The following is a 14,380-nucleotide window of genomic DNA, read 5'->3' on the forward strand; positions in this document are numbered from 1 at the left end:
ATGATCAATTAATGAATATAAATGATAATCTGTTTAGAGCAATTGTCGTTTAAACTAATTTGTTTACTGTAAAGAATTTTTAAATTGTTTTTGAAAGAATACTTTAATTGAAGAATAAGTTGATTGGAACGAAAGGGTGCTCGACTCCTATGGGAAATGCGAGAAGGCTGAGACCCCGCAGGCGTGCCGAGGAGGCTCAGGTCTCGCCCCATGGAAAGCGAGAACCCTGTAGTTGAAATCAACATCACAAAACTTAATTTTCAATGGTAAATGTTTTATAACTATTTAACAAATTCCTGTTTCAAAAGTAATACTATTTAAGTATTACTTTTTTTGTTTTTTTAATTTTTAAAGAGAAGATAAAATGGTTAATTTCTTAACAAAATTTCAATTTTAAAGAATAAAAATTAGCTGGAAAATAAAAACTTTTAACATTGTAATGAAATCAATTTAAACAAAAAAAGAAAACGTTTTACTAAATATGACATTTGTCATATTAGGCATGTGACGCCTGCTACTACCAATAGGAATTTTAACTTATATAATTAAGATTACATACTAAAACTAAGTTACAACATATGGAAGGAATTTCTAAATGTCACAACAAAGCCAAAAGAATTTACGTAAACAAGTAATCCCTTATGAAAAATCAAATTTAAAAGCAAGTATTTGGCAAATGATAAATACCTTTATACCTTTTATTATTTTATGGTATCTTGCTTACAAGAGTATTTCTACATCAGTTATTTTAACATTATTTCTGGATGTTCTTGCAGGACTATTCTTAATTCGAATCTTCATTATATTTCATGATTGCTGTCACCAATCATTCTTTAAAAACAAGACAGCGAATAAAATTCTAGGTACGATTACTGGAGTTGTCACTTTATTTCCATTTAGTCAGTGGAAGCACAGTCATTCGATTCACCATGCTACTAGTGGTAATTTAGATAAACGCGGAATCGGAGATATGTGGGTTCTTACAGTGGATGAATATTTAGCAGCTCCTATCTGGACGAAAATACAATATCGTCTATACCGTAACCCTTTAATTATGTTTGGTTTAGGTCCAATCTATATCGTGTTAATTTCAAATCGATTCAATACGAAAAACGCAAAACTAAAAGAACGTCTTAATACGTATTTAACGAATCTTTTAATTGTTGGTGTATCAGCGCTTTTTTGCTGGAACATTGGATGGCAAACCTTTTTATTGATCGAAGGTCCAATCTTTTTCGTATCTGCTGTTCTTGGCATTTGGCTTTTCTATGTACAACATCAATTTGAAGATACTTATTTTGAAGAAGATGAAAATTGGGATTATGTAAAAGCAGCAGTAGAAGGAAGCTCATTTTATAAACTGCCGAAATTATTACAGTGGTTAACAGGTAATATCGGTTATCACCATGTTCATCACTTATCTCCAAGAGTACCTAATTATAATTTAGAAGAAGTTCATAATAATACGGTTCCATTACAAAATGTACCGACAATTACGCTGAAAACGAGTTTAAAATCTATAAATTTCCGATTATGGGATGAGGAGAATAAACAGTTTATTGGATTCAAAGAGCTTAAATCATTATATAAAGTCAATCGAGAAAGTTCAGACTCTGTCTGAGCTTTTGATTTTTTAGTAGCGATCTTTACTGAATAAATTCAGATTAACTTTACATAATTATGGTAAAATTGATTGAGAATGAACATTTTACGACTAAATGAAGAGGTTAATTTATGTTTAAAAGGTATTTAATTTTCCTAAGAAGTACAGGAATATCTCCATATATATGGACTGTTTTAGGAATATCACCGTTTTACTTTATATTTCTTTCCGCGCATTCAACATTAAAAATCGTAATAGGTATTATCCTTACAATTTTATTTTTAGTTCTATACCGTTTTGCTTATATATCAAAAGGTTGGTCTATTTTTCTTTGGTCATCCATTTTAATTGGAATATCTACTGCAATGAATATTCTTTTTAGTTATATTTATTTTGCTTTTTTCATTGCATATATGATCGGAAATAAAAAGAATAAAGTTACTTTTTTAACTTTATATATACTACATTTAGTGATTACTACAATTTCGATTAACATCACGATAATTCTACAAGAAGAATTAATTATTAGGCAGTTACCATTTATCATTATTACTTGGATTAGTGTCATATTGTTACCATTTAGTATCTATAGTCGAAATGAAAAAGGGCAATTGGAAGAAAAATTAGTAGATGCAAATAAACGAATTTCAGACCTAGTAAAACTTGAAGAGAGACAAAGAATAGCACGAGATCTCCATGATACGCTTGGTCAAAAGCTGTCACTTATCGGTCTGAAAAGTGATTTAGCTAGGAAGTTAATCACAAAGGATCCAGTGAAGGCTCAAAGCGAATTGATGGATGTTCAGCAGACTGCTAGAACAGCTTTAAATGAAGTTCGAAAAATCGTTTCACAAATGCGTGGAATTCGAATTAAAGATGAGCTCACTCGAATCAAACAAATTCTACATGCAGCAGAAATATCTTTTGAATGTAATGATAATCTTACTTTATCAAATGTATCTTTACTTACTGAAAATATTGTCAGTATGTGTTTAAAAGAAGCAGTAACAAATGTTGTTAAACATAGCAGCGCTACTTTATGTAAAATATCAATTAAACAAACGAAAAATGAAATTATCTTTTCTGTCATGGATAATGGTGTTGGGTGTGCTAATACACAAAAGTTTACGACTGGTTATGGACTGATCGGAATGAAAGAACGGCTCGAATTTGTTAACGGAACGCTAGAGGTTATCTGTGAAAATGGTATGACTTTAATTATGAAAGTTCCAATAGATGTAAAACAAATTGATAGGGAGGAACTTTAATGATACGGATCGTTATCGCGGAAGACCAACGTTTGCTTTTAGGAGCCTTAGGATCATTACTTAATTTAGAAGATGATATGGAAGTCGTCGGTCAGGCTTCAGATGGTGAAGAAGCTGTAAAACTCGTAAAGAAATTACAACCTGATATTTGTATTATGGATATTGAAATGCCAAGTAAAACTGGTCTAGAGGCAGCTGAAGAATTAATATTAGACAATTGTAAAGTTATTATTTTAACAACATTTGCTCGATCTGGTTATTTTCAAAGGGCACTTAAAGCAGGTGTAAAAGGATATTTATTAAAAGATAGTCCAAGTGAAGAATTGGCAAGTTCTATTCGCAGTATAATTGCAGGTAAAAGAATATATGCACCTGAATTAATGGACGATGTCTATAGTGAAGAGAATCCATTAACTGAACGTGAAAAAGAAGTATTGGAACTTGTAGCCGACGGGAAAAATACACAGGAAATTGCAGATGAATTAAGTCTTAAAACTGGAACGGTGCGTAATTATATTTCTATGATTTTGGATAAGTTAGAAGTTAAAAATAGAATCGAAGCGATTAAACAATCGAAGGAAAAAGGTTGGTTTAAGTGAAAAGAAGGGAAAGCATTAAGGAAAGAAATTTAAGTTCTTCCTTAATTATGCTTTCCCTTTTTCGTATAATCATCAGTTTAATCCTTTAAAAAATTCATCTAGCTCATGATTAAACTTTTCAGTTTCTTCTAAAAATAATAGATGACTACTATTATAAAACGGGACAAACTTAGAATCTTTTATTTTGTTTTGAATATATTCGCCAGCTGCTAATGGGAAAAACCCATGACTACCAAAACAAATTAATGTAGGGATATCAATATTACAAAAAGTATCTCGATAATCTACAGCTGTTTGGTTAAAGACAATTGTACTTGCGATTGCTGCTGGTAGCTTGTTCATTTCCTCTAATATCCATTTATGATCATTTGGATTAGGATGGTCTTTAAACATTCCGTATATAAAATCACTATTAAATTTGTTCTGTTCTTCTTGAATTGATTGCATTACATTTTTTAAAATCGTAAAATCAAATGCACCATACTCCCAATCTGGCCAAATATAATCAGAAGCAGATTGATCAACAACTGTTAAAGCTTTAATATTTTTCGTTCCAAATTGGTTCACATAGTCCCATAATACAAATGCACCCATTGACCAGCCTACTAAAATAACATCCTTTAAATCTAATTTATCAATAAAACTTTTTAAATCTCGAGCATATTGTGCAACTGTATGCCCATATTGGACTTTTGAGGATTTTCCATGTGATCGTAAATCTAACGTAATAACACGATAATCTTTCTTAAAATAAGGAACTTGTTTATGAAAGAACCGACTGCTCATCATAACTCCATGTACAAAAATAATTGTTTGACCTTCACCATAATCTTCATAATAGAGCTGTGTTTCAGAATCTAATTCAATATATGCCAATTTAATCGCCCCCATTGGCTTTTAATTGTATTCATTCTTATTTTATTTCTAAATATGAAAGTTCATGACAATACGCTTTTTTGTACGCAATAAGAAAGGTTAGAGGAGTGGGGAAACTCTTCTAACCTAATAAAGTTCAATTCATTGGCTGTAAAGAATTATATCGATCCATTGCTTTTTCATCGTCAGTTTTTCTCATTTTATATTGATAAATAGCATCTTCCCAATCCCCATACATTGGATTTGGAAGCTGGATATATTTGACACCTAATTCTTTTGCAATCTTGTCAACATTCTCTTTTCTAGTTTTTAAATCAGCTCGATAAAAAATATCGGATAGATCATTTGTATTATCACCAACTAACATGACAATATCATGAGTTTTGGCAATTTCATCTTGTCTTGGTCCTTTTTGTCCAGTATCAGTTTTAAAAAATAAATGATTTGAATCAACATTGGGTAAATGGTGCAATTTCATATTACGAATTGTATCATTTCGGGTTTTTTCAGAACGATTCGTTATATAAAAAATATCAACATTCATTTTTTTCGCTGCAAGTAAGAAATCTTTAGCGCCAGGAATTAATTCTGCTTTAGCCATACGAATCCATTTATCCCATCCTTGTGGGTATGAAGTATTATTTTTAATAGACCAAGCTGTATCAGGGGAATTATCTAGAATCGTTTCATCAATATCTAATACAACAGCGGCAGGTTTCGATGGTTTATTTACTAATTTCTCATTTTCTTTCCTTTTTTTCATTGTCTCAGCTAATTCCTTTGTTGCTTGATTATAAATTTGAATTTGTAAGGCTTTATTTTCAGCAGATGTTTGAAACCAATTTGTAGACATTACATTATGCTCTTGCGTGCTTCTTTCAAGTTCAGCTTTACTAAAACTGATTCCTGTTAATGAACCAATCGAAAATGCAGATAGTATCGAAGCTACAATTATACTTTTTTTCATCTCTTTCTCCTTTCATATTTAATAAATTTTAACTGATTCAAATAAAGAAGATTTCCCAACTTTAAAATATACTTTTCAAAGTTGGTATTACCAAAAGTCGGAAAAATATTCGTAGATGAATTAAAAATTTCATTTACCGTAATTAGGATAAAAAGATAAATTCAGAATAAAAACAATTTTGGGAAATAATGGTATGATTAAGAAAGGCAGGAAAGTCAGGAAGGGCAGGAAAGACAGGGAAAGCAGGAAGGCAAGAAGGCAGGAAAGGCAGGAAGGGCAGGAAAGACAGGTAAAGCAGGAAGGCAAGAAGGGCAGGAAAGACAAGTAAAGCAGGAAGGAATGGAAAGCTAAGGGCGAAAAATAGAAGATCTTCCCTTGATCCTGTTTTTCCTTGTTCCTGCTCTTAATAAGCGAGCATTCTTTAACGAAAATCATCAACATTAAAGAATAAAGAATAAAGAGAGGTCATGGAGATGAGTATTCAACTTAAAATCGTAACAAGAGAAAATTGGGAAGAAGCCATTCAACTTGAAGTATCCAAGGAACAATTGAGTTATGTACCTTCAGTAGCGGTTTCGATTGCAAAAGTTTATATAAAACCAGATGGTGACAATGTGGAATATATTCCATTTGCAATTTATGATGGCGATACGATGGTAGGGTTTATAATGCATGCGTTTGAAGAAAATACAACAAATAGCTTTTGGATAAATGGATTTTTAATCGACAAAAAGTTTCAGGGGAAAGGATATGGAAAAACCGCATTAGATGAGATGGTGAAATGGATTAAAAATCGATTTACTCATTGTGGTGAAATCCGTTTAACAGTTCATAAGGATAATAAGTTAGCAATGAATCTATATAAACAATATGGATTTCAATATGCAGGCTATAGTTATGGTGAAGAAGAAGTTTGGTTTTATACAGTTATAAGATAAAGACTTTCAAATTTGAATAATATGTGAACTTTGGTGTAGGTAATAGGAATTGTTTTCTTTTTCAAAGAATTACTAAGTATGTCGAAAAATTAGGGGTTAATTATGGAGCAGTGGGAGAGAAGAATAATAGAAACGGAACGAGGGGTGTTCGAGGTATTTTGTAAAGGGTATGGAGAACCACTATGTGTAACGCATCATTACTCTGAGTTTAATGAATCAGGTGATTATTTTGCAAACTCGTTTACGAATTTATTTAAAGTATATTTAATTAACTTAAGAGAGACTGGGGATTCAGAAAAATCACATGAACCTTATGAAATAAGCATGCTAGAAACAATTTTTGATTTAGAAGGAATTCGAAAATCACTAGGCTATACATCATGGAGTTTTGCTGGACATTCGACTGGCGGAATGCTTGGAATCATTTATGGTATCTATTTTTCAAATTCATTAAACAATAATTTAATTGTAGGTGCTGCAGCTAGAGATTACACGACTTTCTCGAATAACTGTATCTATAATAAAAACCATCCTCAGTATAAAAAAATGCAAAATCTATTGGAAAAATTAAAGAGTAATCTATCCAAATCTGAAAGAGAGGATCTTTCAATTGAACGAACAAAATTATCTTTACTTAAACCAGAATTATATGACGAATATTTTAATTTACCAATTCATAAAAAAATCTCAGCAATTCGGTTAAATTATTTTAGCCGAGAATTACAAATCTATGATGTTACGAAGAAATTAGGGCTAATTAGTTGTTCAACGTTAATTATTTGTGGAAAATACGATGTACAATGTCCATTAGAATTTTCAGAAGAAATTGCTACAAATGTTCCTAATTCAAAATTAGTCATCTTTGATGAGAGTAATCATTATCCTTTTTTAGAGGAGAAAAAAAGATTTATCGAAGTAGTAAGTCAATTTGTTAATAAAACTCAATTTTCTAATTATCAACAATAAGTTTGGAGTTGAATATGACAATGATTTATAGAAAAAAAACATATAAAATCGATCCAAGTAAATACGAGTTGTTCAATGAGTTTTTTCATACCTATTTATATCCCAATCAAATTAAAAACGGATCAACACTGATTGGAAGATGGGTAAATGAATCAAGAGATAAAATAGAGGCAATATGGGAGTATGAAAATATAGAACAATATGAAATGATAGAAGAAAAAATAAAAGAATCTGAGCTTCATCAAAAAGCAAAAAAGAGAAGAGGAGAAATAGGAGAGCTTTTTAAAGAAAGTGAGCAAGAATTTTTAACCTCTACTTCCCCAATTGGGACATATGATTCTCCTAAACAAATACTTTCTGTTTGTACCCGAGAACGAATTTAATGGAAGCGTCGAATTGATGGATATTCCTAGCATACAATAGAGAATTTCGAAACAAGAAAAAGAGCCCTAGGTTATAGCTTCTAAATTATGAATGTCTGATTTATAGCCATTTTAGAAAAGAAAGTAAGTTGGAGGATAAGGATTTGTTAACACTCTATTTAACTAGACATGGAGAAACACAGTGGAATATTGAAAATCGTTTACAAGGCTCGAAAGATTCCGAACTTACTTCTAAAGGAATTGAGGATGCAAAACGATTAAGTAATATGCTATCTGAAGTATCATTTAATAAAATTTATACTAGTTCGAGTAAAAGGGCTGTAACGACAGCTAATTTATTAAGGAATAATTTGATTACCCCAATAATTGAAGTGGATGGTTTAAAAGAAATTAACTTTGGAGATTGGGAGGGGAAAACAAAATTTGAAATAAATGAAAGATCAAAAAAAGAATTTTCATCACTTTGGGATTCGCCGCATTTATATGATCATAGTCCACATAGTGGGGAAAGTTTAATCGCATTAAGATATAGAATTGCAAATGTTATACAAAACATCTTAAATTCGAACGAAGAAGGTAATCTATTAATTGTTACCCATGCAGTTGTTTTGGCGACTATCGTTGCTTATTTTAAACAATCACCACTTGAAAATTTATGGGACTTACCATTTGTTCATGGAACAAGTTTAACAATCATAAATGTTGATCAAGAAAAAAGATTAATAGATTTTAGTTTACTTTGCGACATAAGTCATTTGGATATTACATGAAACTTACCTTTACATTGTACTGCCCCGTAAATGTTAGAAACCACCTAACAAATACGGGGTGTTTTTATGTCAAAATATTTTCCGGTAGAAATGATACAAATTTTTGAGCTGATTGTTAGTTGAATTGATTAACAGACTGATCATTCTTATTGTACTTGTATACTTCTTGGTCAATAACTTTAATTAAAAGAATCATCACCAAAACAAATATGACATCTAGAAAATAAATTAAGATGTTTAAATACGTCTGTTGTAGCATCAGACCTAACATTGCTCCCATCATACCACCCATAATCCCTGCAGTTATTCCTTCTAATGTAGCCATTAAAGAAAAAGGTTTACCCGTTAATATGCCACAAAAGATTCCAATTGAAATTGAAATAATTGTTGGTATGGCTAAATCTGTATCTCGTAAGATAATTCCACAGATCGTTCCAATTGTAACACTTGTCATCATTGCATTTGTCATACTAATCATTTTTCCAACAGTGCAAGAAAGTTTTTCCTTTTTTCTATTTGAAATGATGATGACATATGATGAAAGTAGAAGATATAAAACAATGCTAGACCATTCTAACATTATTAGTTTACTCCTTCCTGAGCTAATTTCTTGATGAAAAATAAATTGGTAACCGTTCAATTATATGTAGAATTAGGTTACATATATGAATTATTAAAAATGAAATTTCTTTTTCTTATAATCCAAACATCGTATTTATTAGTGTTTTTTATAAAGAGAGGGTGGTTAAATGAGGAAATTACATTACTTGTCTTTTTTTATTATATGTATTGCACTAACATGTATGGGTTGTGGGAAAAAGGAAGAAATTCAATCAAGTCCATTTTTAGACAATATCAAATTAACATTACATGAAAAACAATCAACCTTTAAAAATCATACTCATATTTACATTGTTAATTTAGTAAATAAAAACGGTGAAAGTGTAGATGTTGATTCGATTAATTTAAAAATGGAAATGAAAAGCATGAATCATCATGTAAAAGAGGAAATGAACAAAATTAAAAAAGGGGAATACGAAGTAAAATTAGAACTTCCTATGGAAGGGACATGGAGTAAACAAATCATATTAAAAGAAGGAAATAAAGAACGGAAAATATTTAGGAAATGAAAAGGAACTTCAAATGAAGTTCCTTTAAAATGCGCTATTAAGATGTCATTCGTATTGTGCGGATAAAAAATTTTCAATAAATATTAATGATGGGTCTCCTGGAGTTCGTTAACTTCGCCAATTGATCTGAACTTTGAATAACGGTGTTCAATTAGCTCTTCAGGATTCAGCAGTAATAGTTCTTTTAACGATGTTTCGATTGCAAGTGCGATCGATTTTGCTTGTGTTACAAGGTCATTATGTGCTCCACCTTTTACTTCTGGAATTAATGTATCAATGACGTTTAATTCCTTTAAATCGTTCCCTGTTATTTTAAGTGATTCAGCTGCTTTTGAGGCTTTACTTGAATCCTTCCATAGGATTGAAGCTGCACCTTCTGGAGAAATAACAGAGTACCATGTATTTTCTAACATGTGTATGTGGTTACTTACACTGATTCCAAGTGCTCCGCCACTTGCTCCTTCACCAATAACGATCGAAATTAAAGGAACTTTCAGACCAGCCATTTCAAGTAAGTTTCGAGCAATTGCTTCAGATATACCTCGTTCTTCAGATTCTTTACCTGGATAAGCACCTGGAGTATCAATAAATGTAATAATAGGACGGTTAAATTTTTCAGCTTGTTTCATTAATCGTAATGCTTTTCTGTAACCTTCTGGATGAGGCATTCCAAAGTTTCGTTCAATATTTTCTTTCGTATTTCTTCCTTTTTGCTGACCGATAACGGTAACAGGTAATCCATTAAAGGAAGCGATCCCACCTATCATTGCTTTATCATCGCCAAATAACCGATCACCGTGTAGTTCAATGAAATCTGTGAAAATATGAGAGATGTATTCAAGACTTGTCGGACGATCTTTATGTCTTGCGATTTGAACACGATCCCAAGGTGACAAATTATCATAAATTGACTTTTCAACCGTTAACAAACGCTCTTGTAATTTTTTTATTTCTGAAGATAGATCGAGGTTGTTGTCTTTCGATAATTGTTCTAAGTCTTCAATTTGTTTTCTTAATTCTATAATAGGTTTTTCAAAATTCGAATTCATTTTGTAGTCTCCTAGTAAAAAAATAATGTTTTAATGATTGATATTAGATAATCAATTAGTTTATCTGAGTAAAAATACATTCCCTCTATTATATCAAATAAGTGGTTTTTGAAATAGATGCCTTTTTTGTACGAGAAATTCGAGGATTCGATTTAATTAGATTTGAATTATAATGCAAAAATCCTCCACATTAAGTGGAGGATAGTATTCATATTCAGGTTGTATTTTTAATTAATGTAGAGGAATCGGTAATGATTCAACAAGTTGAGATAAAAACACAAAGTTTGCCTCTTGTTTGATTCTTGGTATGTATTTTTTAATCATAGTAGAAGTAATTTCACCAGGTTCACCTACATGACCAATCGCAATCATGTTTGGTTCTATTTTTACTTTTTCTAATAATAATCTACTTTGTTTTTCTATATGATTTTGGGTATATAAATCATCAAAAAATAATTTGTTTTCAATAACCGGTACACTAAGTTCATTTGCAATTTTAGATACTATACTTGAGTAATTCGTTTTACTATCGAGGAAAAATAATCCACGTTCTTTGCAAACAGTTAATACGATACGCATAACTCGCTCATCTGAAGTTGCTTTTGATCCCATATGGTTATTCATCCCAATTGCGTATGGTACATCATCAATTGCCGCTAATACACGTTTTCGAATTTCTTTATCGCTTAAATTAGTTGTGATGGCATTTGGACCAAGCCAACTTGCTTTACCGCGTTTTGGCTCCATTGGTAAATGAATGATAACTTCATATCCTTTTTCATGAGCGGTTGTAGCATCTTTTTTTGTCGATGGTAAAAATGGCATAACAGCAATTGTGAGCGGTATTGGTAAAGAGAGCATTTGTTCAGTACCTTTCATATTATTACCAAAATCATCAATCACAATAGCAACCTTGTGATTTTCTTGGGCAAAAACTGTAGAGAAAGCTGTTGAAAGAACTACAAATAATGTAATTATAGAGGTAATCCAATGCTTCATACGTAATTCTCCTTTGCAATATAACAATTCAATACTATTTTCTGTGTTTCTAGCGAAAATAACCGTATAAATTAATAAATCGTTTATTGCTTTTTCTTAGAGAATGAGAAATTTAGGTAGGTTTCTGCGCTACTTATTTTTAGATGATTTAACTTAAACACATGTCACTTTGATTAGTTGATGGATATATTATTCAAAAAAAGAGTGAGACTGTAGGGTTCTCACTTGTTTTGTTACACATCATCTTCATTTTCTGTTACATTTGCTGTTTTCTTTTCAATTTCTTCTAATTGGATTTTTAGCTCAGTCATTTTTACTTGGAAATCATCAATTGCATTCGACAAAACTTTAATTAACTCCTTTTGGGATTCTTTCATGATTTCTTCTTTATTTTCTATTCCGTCTTTTTGAATTTTCCGTTTTACTTGTAATTTTACTAGTATAGATTTCATTTTTATCATACTTAATATTTCATTAATGATGGATAACATATTTATTTCAAATAACTTTTCTATTTTTCTTGTTGGAGTTAATTCTTTTTTTATGTTCGTTTGTGAATTATTTTGTGTTTGATTTGTTTCTTCTAAACTCAAATAAAAACACCTCCTGCGGGACAAGTAGTTATATCAATTTATGCAAGGAATGTCTAAAGGTTCTACAAAATTAACGGAATAATTACCTTTAAAGATGAATTTGATAAAATATAGAAAAATAGTATAGAGTTAGTCTAAATTAAACAATTTTGTAATTCATTGAAAGAAAAATATAAAAAGGAAAATGTAATCGTTTGTTTAATAAAGATTAAATAAGAAAAAATATGTCATTTGAGGTGATTTTCATGAGGGTTACTCTGGAATTAATAAGAATTATACTTATAATCGGAATCATTGGAGCAATCTTAGGAGCATTTATTCAAACAGTATATTTCTCCATAGGTGTAAATGTAGATCGATTTGGTTGGATTGCTTTTCTTGCGATCATCATTCTGTTGTTTGTTCTTTATCGAAATAAATTGCAATTTGGTGGGTGGTACAATGGAAAGGGGAAAGTAAAGTTATCTAAAAAAGTCACTAATTTCCTTGTATTTTTCGCTACTTCTTTATTAATCATCCTTCCGTTTGTAAGTTACTACTTTCAATAACTCATTCGTATTTAGAAAATTAAAAAATCGATTGTTGGATTTTTTGAGCGTGAACAATTACGTCACGTTTTTTTATTTTCATAGAAAATCTGCTTAATTGTTTTGAATAAGAAAGGAAGTTAATTTAGAAGAATTTTTAGCTAATTTACATACATTAATAAAAAAACTTTTTGCCCCCGTATCTTTTAAACTAATTGAAACGTTTATTAGGTAGAGAGTGTGAAAAAGGAGTGAACAAGAATGTCTAGTAAGTTCAGCTTGCACAGCTTAGAGGATGGAAAGCAAAATGAAAGTTATAATGAACTTTATTGGAAAGAGTATTATCATAAATTAAAGCGCTATTGTCATTTTCTTGCCCAAAATGAATGGGATGGTGATGATATTGCACAGGAAGCCTTTATAAAAGCAATCAAATACTATGAAGCTGAAAAGTTGAACTCAGCATTATTGAATAAAATTGCATACAATTATTGGATCGATGTGATTCGGAAAAGAAATGGTGAAAATATTATTTCTGATGATGAATTATCCAAAATTGCGGTAACTGACCAAACAGATAACAAAATCAATAGTGTAGAGCTTTTACTTAAGTATTTTACTCCAAAACAAGCGGTTATCTTTTTCCTTAGAGAAGCATTTCAATATCGATTTAAGGAGATCGCAACCATTTTAGAAACGACAGAAATGGCGATTAAATCTAGCCTACATCGCGCAAAAAAGAGACTTGAAAAAACAAATGATGAAGAGCAATTACTTTCTGTAGAAAATTTCTGGAATGAAGAAGAACGTGAAAAACTTGAGGAACTTTTTTATGTAGCATTAGAATTACAGGACCCTAATGTCCTTATTCAGGCTATACCTTCATTAAATAGTATTGTTGAGACTCCAAAAATGTTTTTCAATAAATTCCAATCTCGAACTCAAACTCCTTCAAGCACTCTCTGTATGGCAGCATAGCCAATTCATGCCTTTAAGGAGGATTTCAAAATGAGTACAATACCATATGTAATTGAACAATCTAACCGTGGTGAGCGTTCTTATGATATTTATTCGCGATTGCTAAAAGATAGGATTATTATCATTGGCGATGAAATTAATGATCATGTAGCAAACAGTGTGGTAGCACAATTATTATTTTTGGCTGCTGATAATCCAGATCAAGAAATTTCACTCTATATTAATAGTCCTGGTGGATCGACTTCTGCAGGATTTGCAATTTTTGATACGATGCAATACATTAAGCCTGATGTTAGAACGATCTGTACAGGGATGGCTGCATCTTTTGGCGCAATGCTATTACTAGCTGGGACGAAAGGTAAGCGATATGCGCTACCAAACAGTGAAATTATGATCCATCAGCCACTCGGAGGCGCAAAAGGTCAGGCTACGGAAATCGAAATCTCTGCACGTCGAATACTAAAATTACGAGAACATATTAATCAAATTATTGCCGATCGAACAGGACAGACGGTTGAAAAAGTTAGCTTGGATACAGATCGAGACTATTTCATGAGCGCAGAAGAAGCAAAAGAATATGGAATTATTGATGAGATTCTCTATCCAAAAAACTAAGTTTTTCGAACTATTGAATATTCATTATCAAATTAAAACCCCTTCACTCGTAGAAGGGGTTTTTAGCTTGTAGATAAAGTCCTATTTATCTGATTTTCAGACTGATTGAAAACGCTTGT

General features: G+C 31.2%; 18 protein-coding genes. 12 read left to right on the forward strand and 6 right to left on the reverse strand.

Annotated elements, in window-relative coordinates; all coding sequences use genetic code 11:
- Window positions 1-595: 595 nt before the first annotated feature.
- The 3 genes from B7R67_RS20570 to B7R67_RS20580 all read left to right on the forward strand — a co-directional run bounded on the left by B7R67_RS20570 (window position 596) and on the right by B7R67_RS20580 (window position 3,470).
- Entirely contained in the window at window positions 596-1,621 is a 1,026-nt protein-coding gene (locus B7R67_RS20570; protein ID WP_088072863.1) for a fatty acid desaturase, read from the forward strand.
- Window positions 1,622-1,734: 113 nt separating this feature from the next.
- Window positions 1,735-2,871, forward strand: coding sequence for a sensor histidine kinase (locus B7R67_RS20575; protein ID WP_088072864.1), 1,137 nt, complete (start codon window positions 1,735-1,737; stop codon window positions 2,869-2,871).
- Window positions 2,871-3,470, forward strand: a complete 600-nt coding sequence (locus tag B7R67_RS20580; protein WP_088072865.1) for a response regulator transcription factor — start codon at window positions 2,871-2,873, stop codon at window positions 3,468-3,470. Before B7R67_RS20575 ends, B7R67_RS20580 begins: the two co-directional genes overlap by 1 nt.
- 72 nt (window positions 3,471-3,542) lie before the next feature.
- Here B7R67_RS20580 and B7R67_RS20585 read toward each other — a convergent pair whose 3' ends face one another.
- On the reverse strand, window positions 3,543-4,346 hold the full coding sequence (locus tag B7R67_RS20585) for an alpha/beta fold hydrolase (protein ID WP_088072866.1): 804 nt from the start codon (window positions 4,344-4,346) through the stop codon (window positions 3,543-3,545).
- A gap of 136 nt (window positions 4,347-4,482) precedes the next feature.
- Entirely contained in the window at window positions 4,483-5,313 is an 831-nt protein-coding gene (locus tag B7R67_RS20590; RefSeq protein WP_088072867.1) for a 5'-nucleotidase, lipoprotein e(P4) family, read from the reverse strand.
- 193 nt (window positions 5,314-5,506) lie between these two features.
- Between B7R67_RS20590 and B7R67_RS22705 the strand changes: the two genes are divergently transcribed.
- The 5 genes from B7R67_RS22705 (at window position 5,507) to B7R67_RS20610 (ending at window position 8,370) form a co-directional block, all read left to right on the forward strand.
- Complete coding sequence (locus tag B7R67_RS22705; RefSeq protein ID WP_268876046.1) at window positions 5,507-5,641, forward strand: hypothetical protein; 135 nt, start codon at window positions 5,507-5,509, stop codon at window positions 5,639-5,641.
- 145 nt (window positions 5,642-5,786) lie between these two features.
- Window positions 5,787-6,251 (forward strand): GNAT family N-acetyltransferase, encoded by a 465-nt coding sequence (locus tag B7R67_RS20595; protein ID WP_088072868.1) that lies wholly within the window; start codon window positions 5,787-5,789, stop codon window positions 6,249-6,251.
- Between the two features lie 102 nt (window positions 6,252-6,353).
- Window positions 6,354-7,217 (forward strand): alpha/beta fold hydrolase, encoded by an 864-nt coding sequence (locus B7R67_RS20600; RefSeq protein ID WP_088072869.1) that lies wholly within the window; start codon window positions 6,354-6,356, stop codon window positions 7,215-7,217.
- 14 nt (window positions 7,218-7,231) lie between these two features.
- Complete coding sequence (locus B7R67_RS20605) at window positions 7,232-7,600, forward strand: NIPSNAP family protein (RefSeq protein ID WP_088072870.1); 369 nt, start codon at window positions 7,232-7,234, stop codon at window positions 7,598-7,600.
- 143 nt (window positions 7,601-7,743) lie between these two features.
- Window positions 7,744-8,370 (forward strand): histidine phosphatase family protein, encoded by a 627-nt coding sequence (locus B7R67_RS20610; protein ID WP_158095157.1) that lies wholly within the window; start codon window positions 7,744-7,746, stop codon window positions 8,368-8,370.
- A gap of 115 nt (window positions 8,371-8,485) precedes the next feature.
- Here B7R67_RS20610 and B7R67_RS20615 read toward each other — a convergent pair whose 3' ends face one another.
- Entirely contained in the window at window positions 8,486-8,950 is a 465-nt protein-coding gene (locus B7R67_RS20615; protein ID WP_088072872.1) for a hypothetical protein, read from the reverse strand.
- A 169-nt stretch (window positions 8,951-9,119) separates the two neighbouring features.
- Here B7R67_RS20615 and B7R67_RS20620 point away from each other — a divergent pair, with 169 nt between their 5' ends.
- A complete protein-coding gene (locus B7R67_RS20620; RefSeq protein ID WP_088072873.1) occupies window positions 9,120-9,500 on the forward strand; it encodes a FixH family protein in 381 nt (126 codons plus the stop codon).
- A gap of 83 nt (window positions 9,501-9,583) precedes the next feature.
- Here B7R67_RS20620 and B7R67_RS20625 read toward each other — a convergent pair whose 3' ends face one another.
- The 3 genes from B7R67_RS20625 to B7R67_RS20635 all read right to left on the reverse strand — a co-directional run bounded on the left by B7R67_RS20625 (window position 9,584) and on the right by B7R67_RS20635 (window position 12,141).
- Window positions 9,584-10,549: an acetyl-CoA carboxylase carboxyltransferase subunit alpha gene (locus tag B7R67_RS20625; protein WP_088072874.1), complete on the reverse strand. Its 966-nt coding sequence runs from the start codon at window positions 10,547-10,549 to the stop codon at window positions 9,584-9,586.
- Between the two features lie 231 nt (window positions 10,550-10,780).
- Window positions 10,781-11,548 (reverse strand): divergent polysaccharide deacetylase family protein, encoded by a 768-nt coding sequence (locus B7R67_RS20630; protein ID WP_088072875.1) that lies wholly within the window; start codon window positions 11,546-11,548, stop codon window positions 10,781-10,783.
- Window positions 11,549-11,781: 233 nt separating this feature from the next.
- Window positions 11,782-12,141 carry a hypothetical protein gene (locus B7R67_RS20635; RefSeq protein ID WP_088072876.1) on the reverse strand — a complete coding sequence of 120 codons (360 nt, stop codon included), beginning with the start codon at window positions 12,139-12,141 and terminating at the stop codon, window positions 11,782-11,784.
- 245 nt (window positions 12,142-12,386) lie between these two features.
- Between B7R67_RS20635 and B7R67_RS20640 the strand changes: the two genes are divergently transcribed.
- The 3 genes from B7R67_RS20640 (at window position 12,387) to clpP (ending at window position 14,261) form a co-directional block, all read left to right on the forward strand.
- Window positions 12,387-12,689, forward strand: coding sequence for a hypothetical protein (locus B7R67_RS20640; RefSeq protein ID WP_088072877.1), 303 nt, complete (start codon window positions 12,387-12,389; stop codon window positions 12,687-12,689).
- A gap of 240 nt (window positions 12,690-12,929) precedes the next feature.
- Window positions 12,930-13,646 (forward strand): sigma-70 family RNA polymerase sigma factor, encoded by a 717-nt coding sequence (locus B7R67_RS20645; protein ID WP_088072878.1) that lies wholly within the window; start codon window positions 12,930-12,932, stop codon window positions 13,644-13,646.
- A 30-nt stretch (window positions 13,647-13,676) separates the two neighbouring features.
- Window positions 13,677-14,261 carry an ATP-dependent Clp endopeptidase proteolytic subunit ClpP gene (gene clpP, locus B7R67_RS20650; RefSeq protein ID WP_088072879.1) on the forward strand — a complete coding sequence of 195 codons (585 nt, stop codon included), beginning with the start codon at window positions 13,677-13,679 and terminating at the stop codon, window positions 14,259-14,261.
- The last annotated feature ends 119 nt before the right edge of the window (window positions 14,262-14,380 follow it).

The sequence above is a fragment of the Gottfriedia luciferensis genome (genome assembly GCF_002156865.1).
GTDB classification, from domain to species: domain Bacteria; phylum Bacillota; class Bacilli; order Bacillales; family Bacillaceae_G; genus Gottfriedia; species Gottfriedia luciferensis.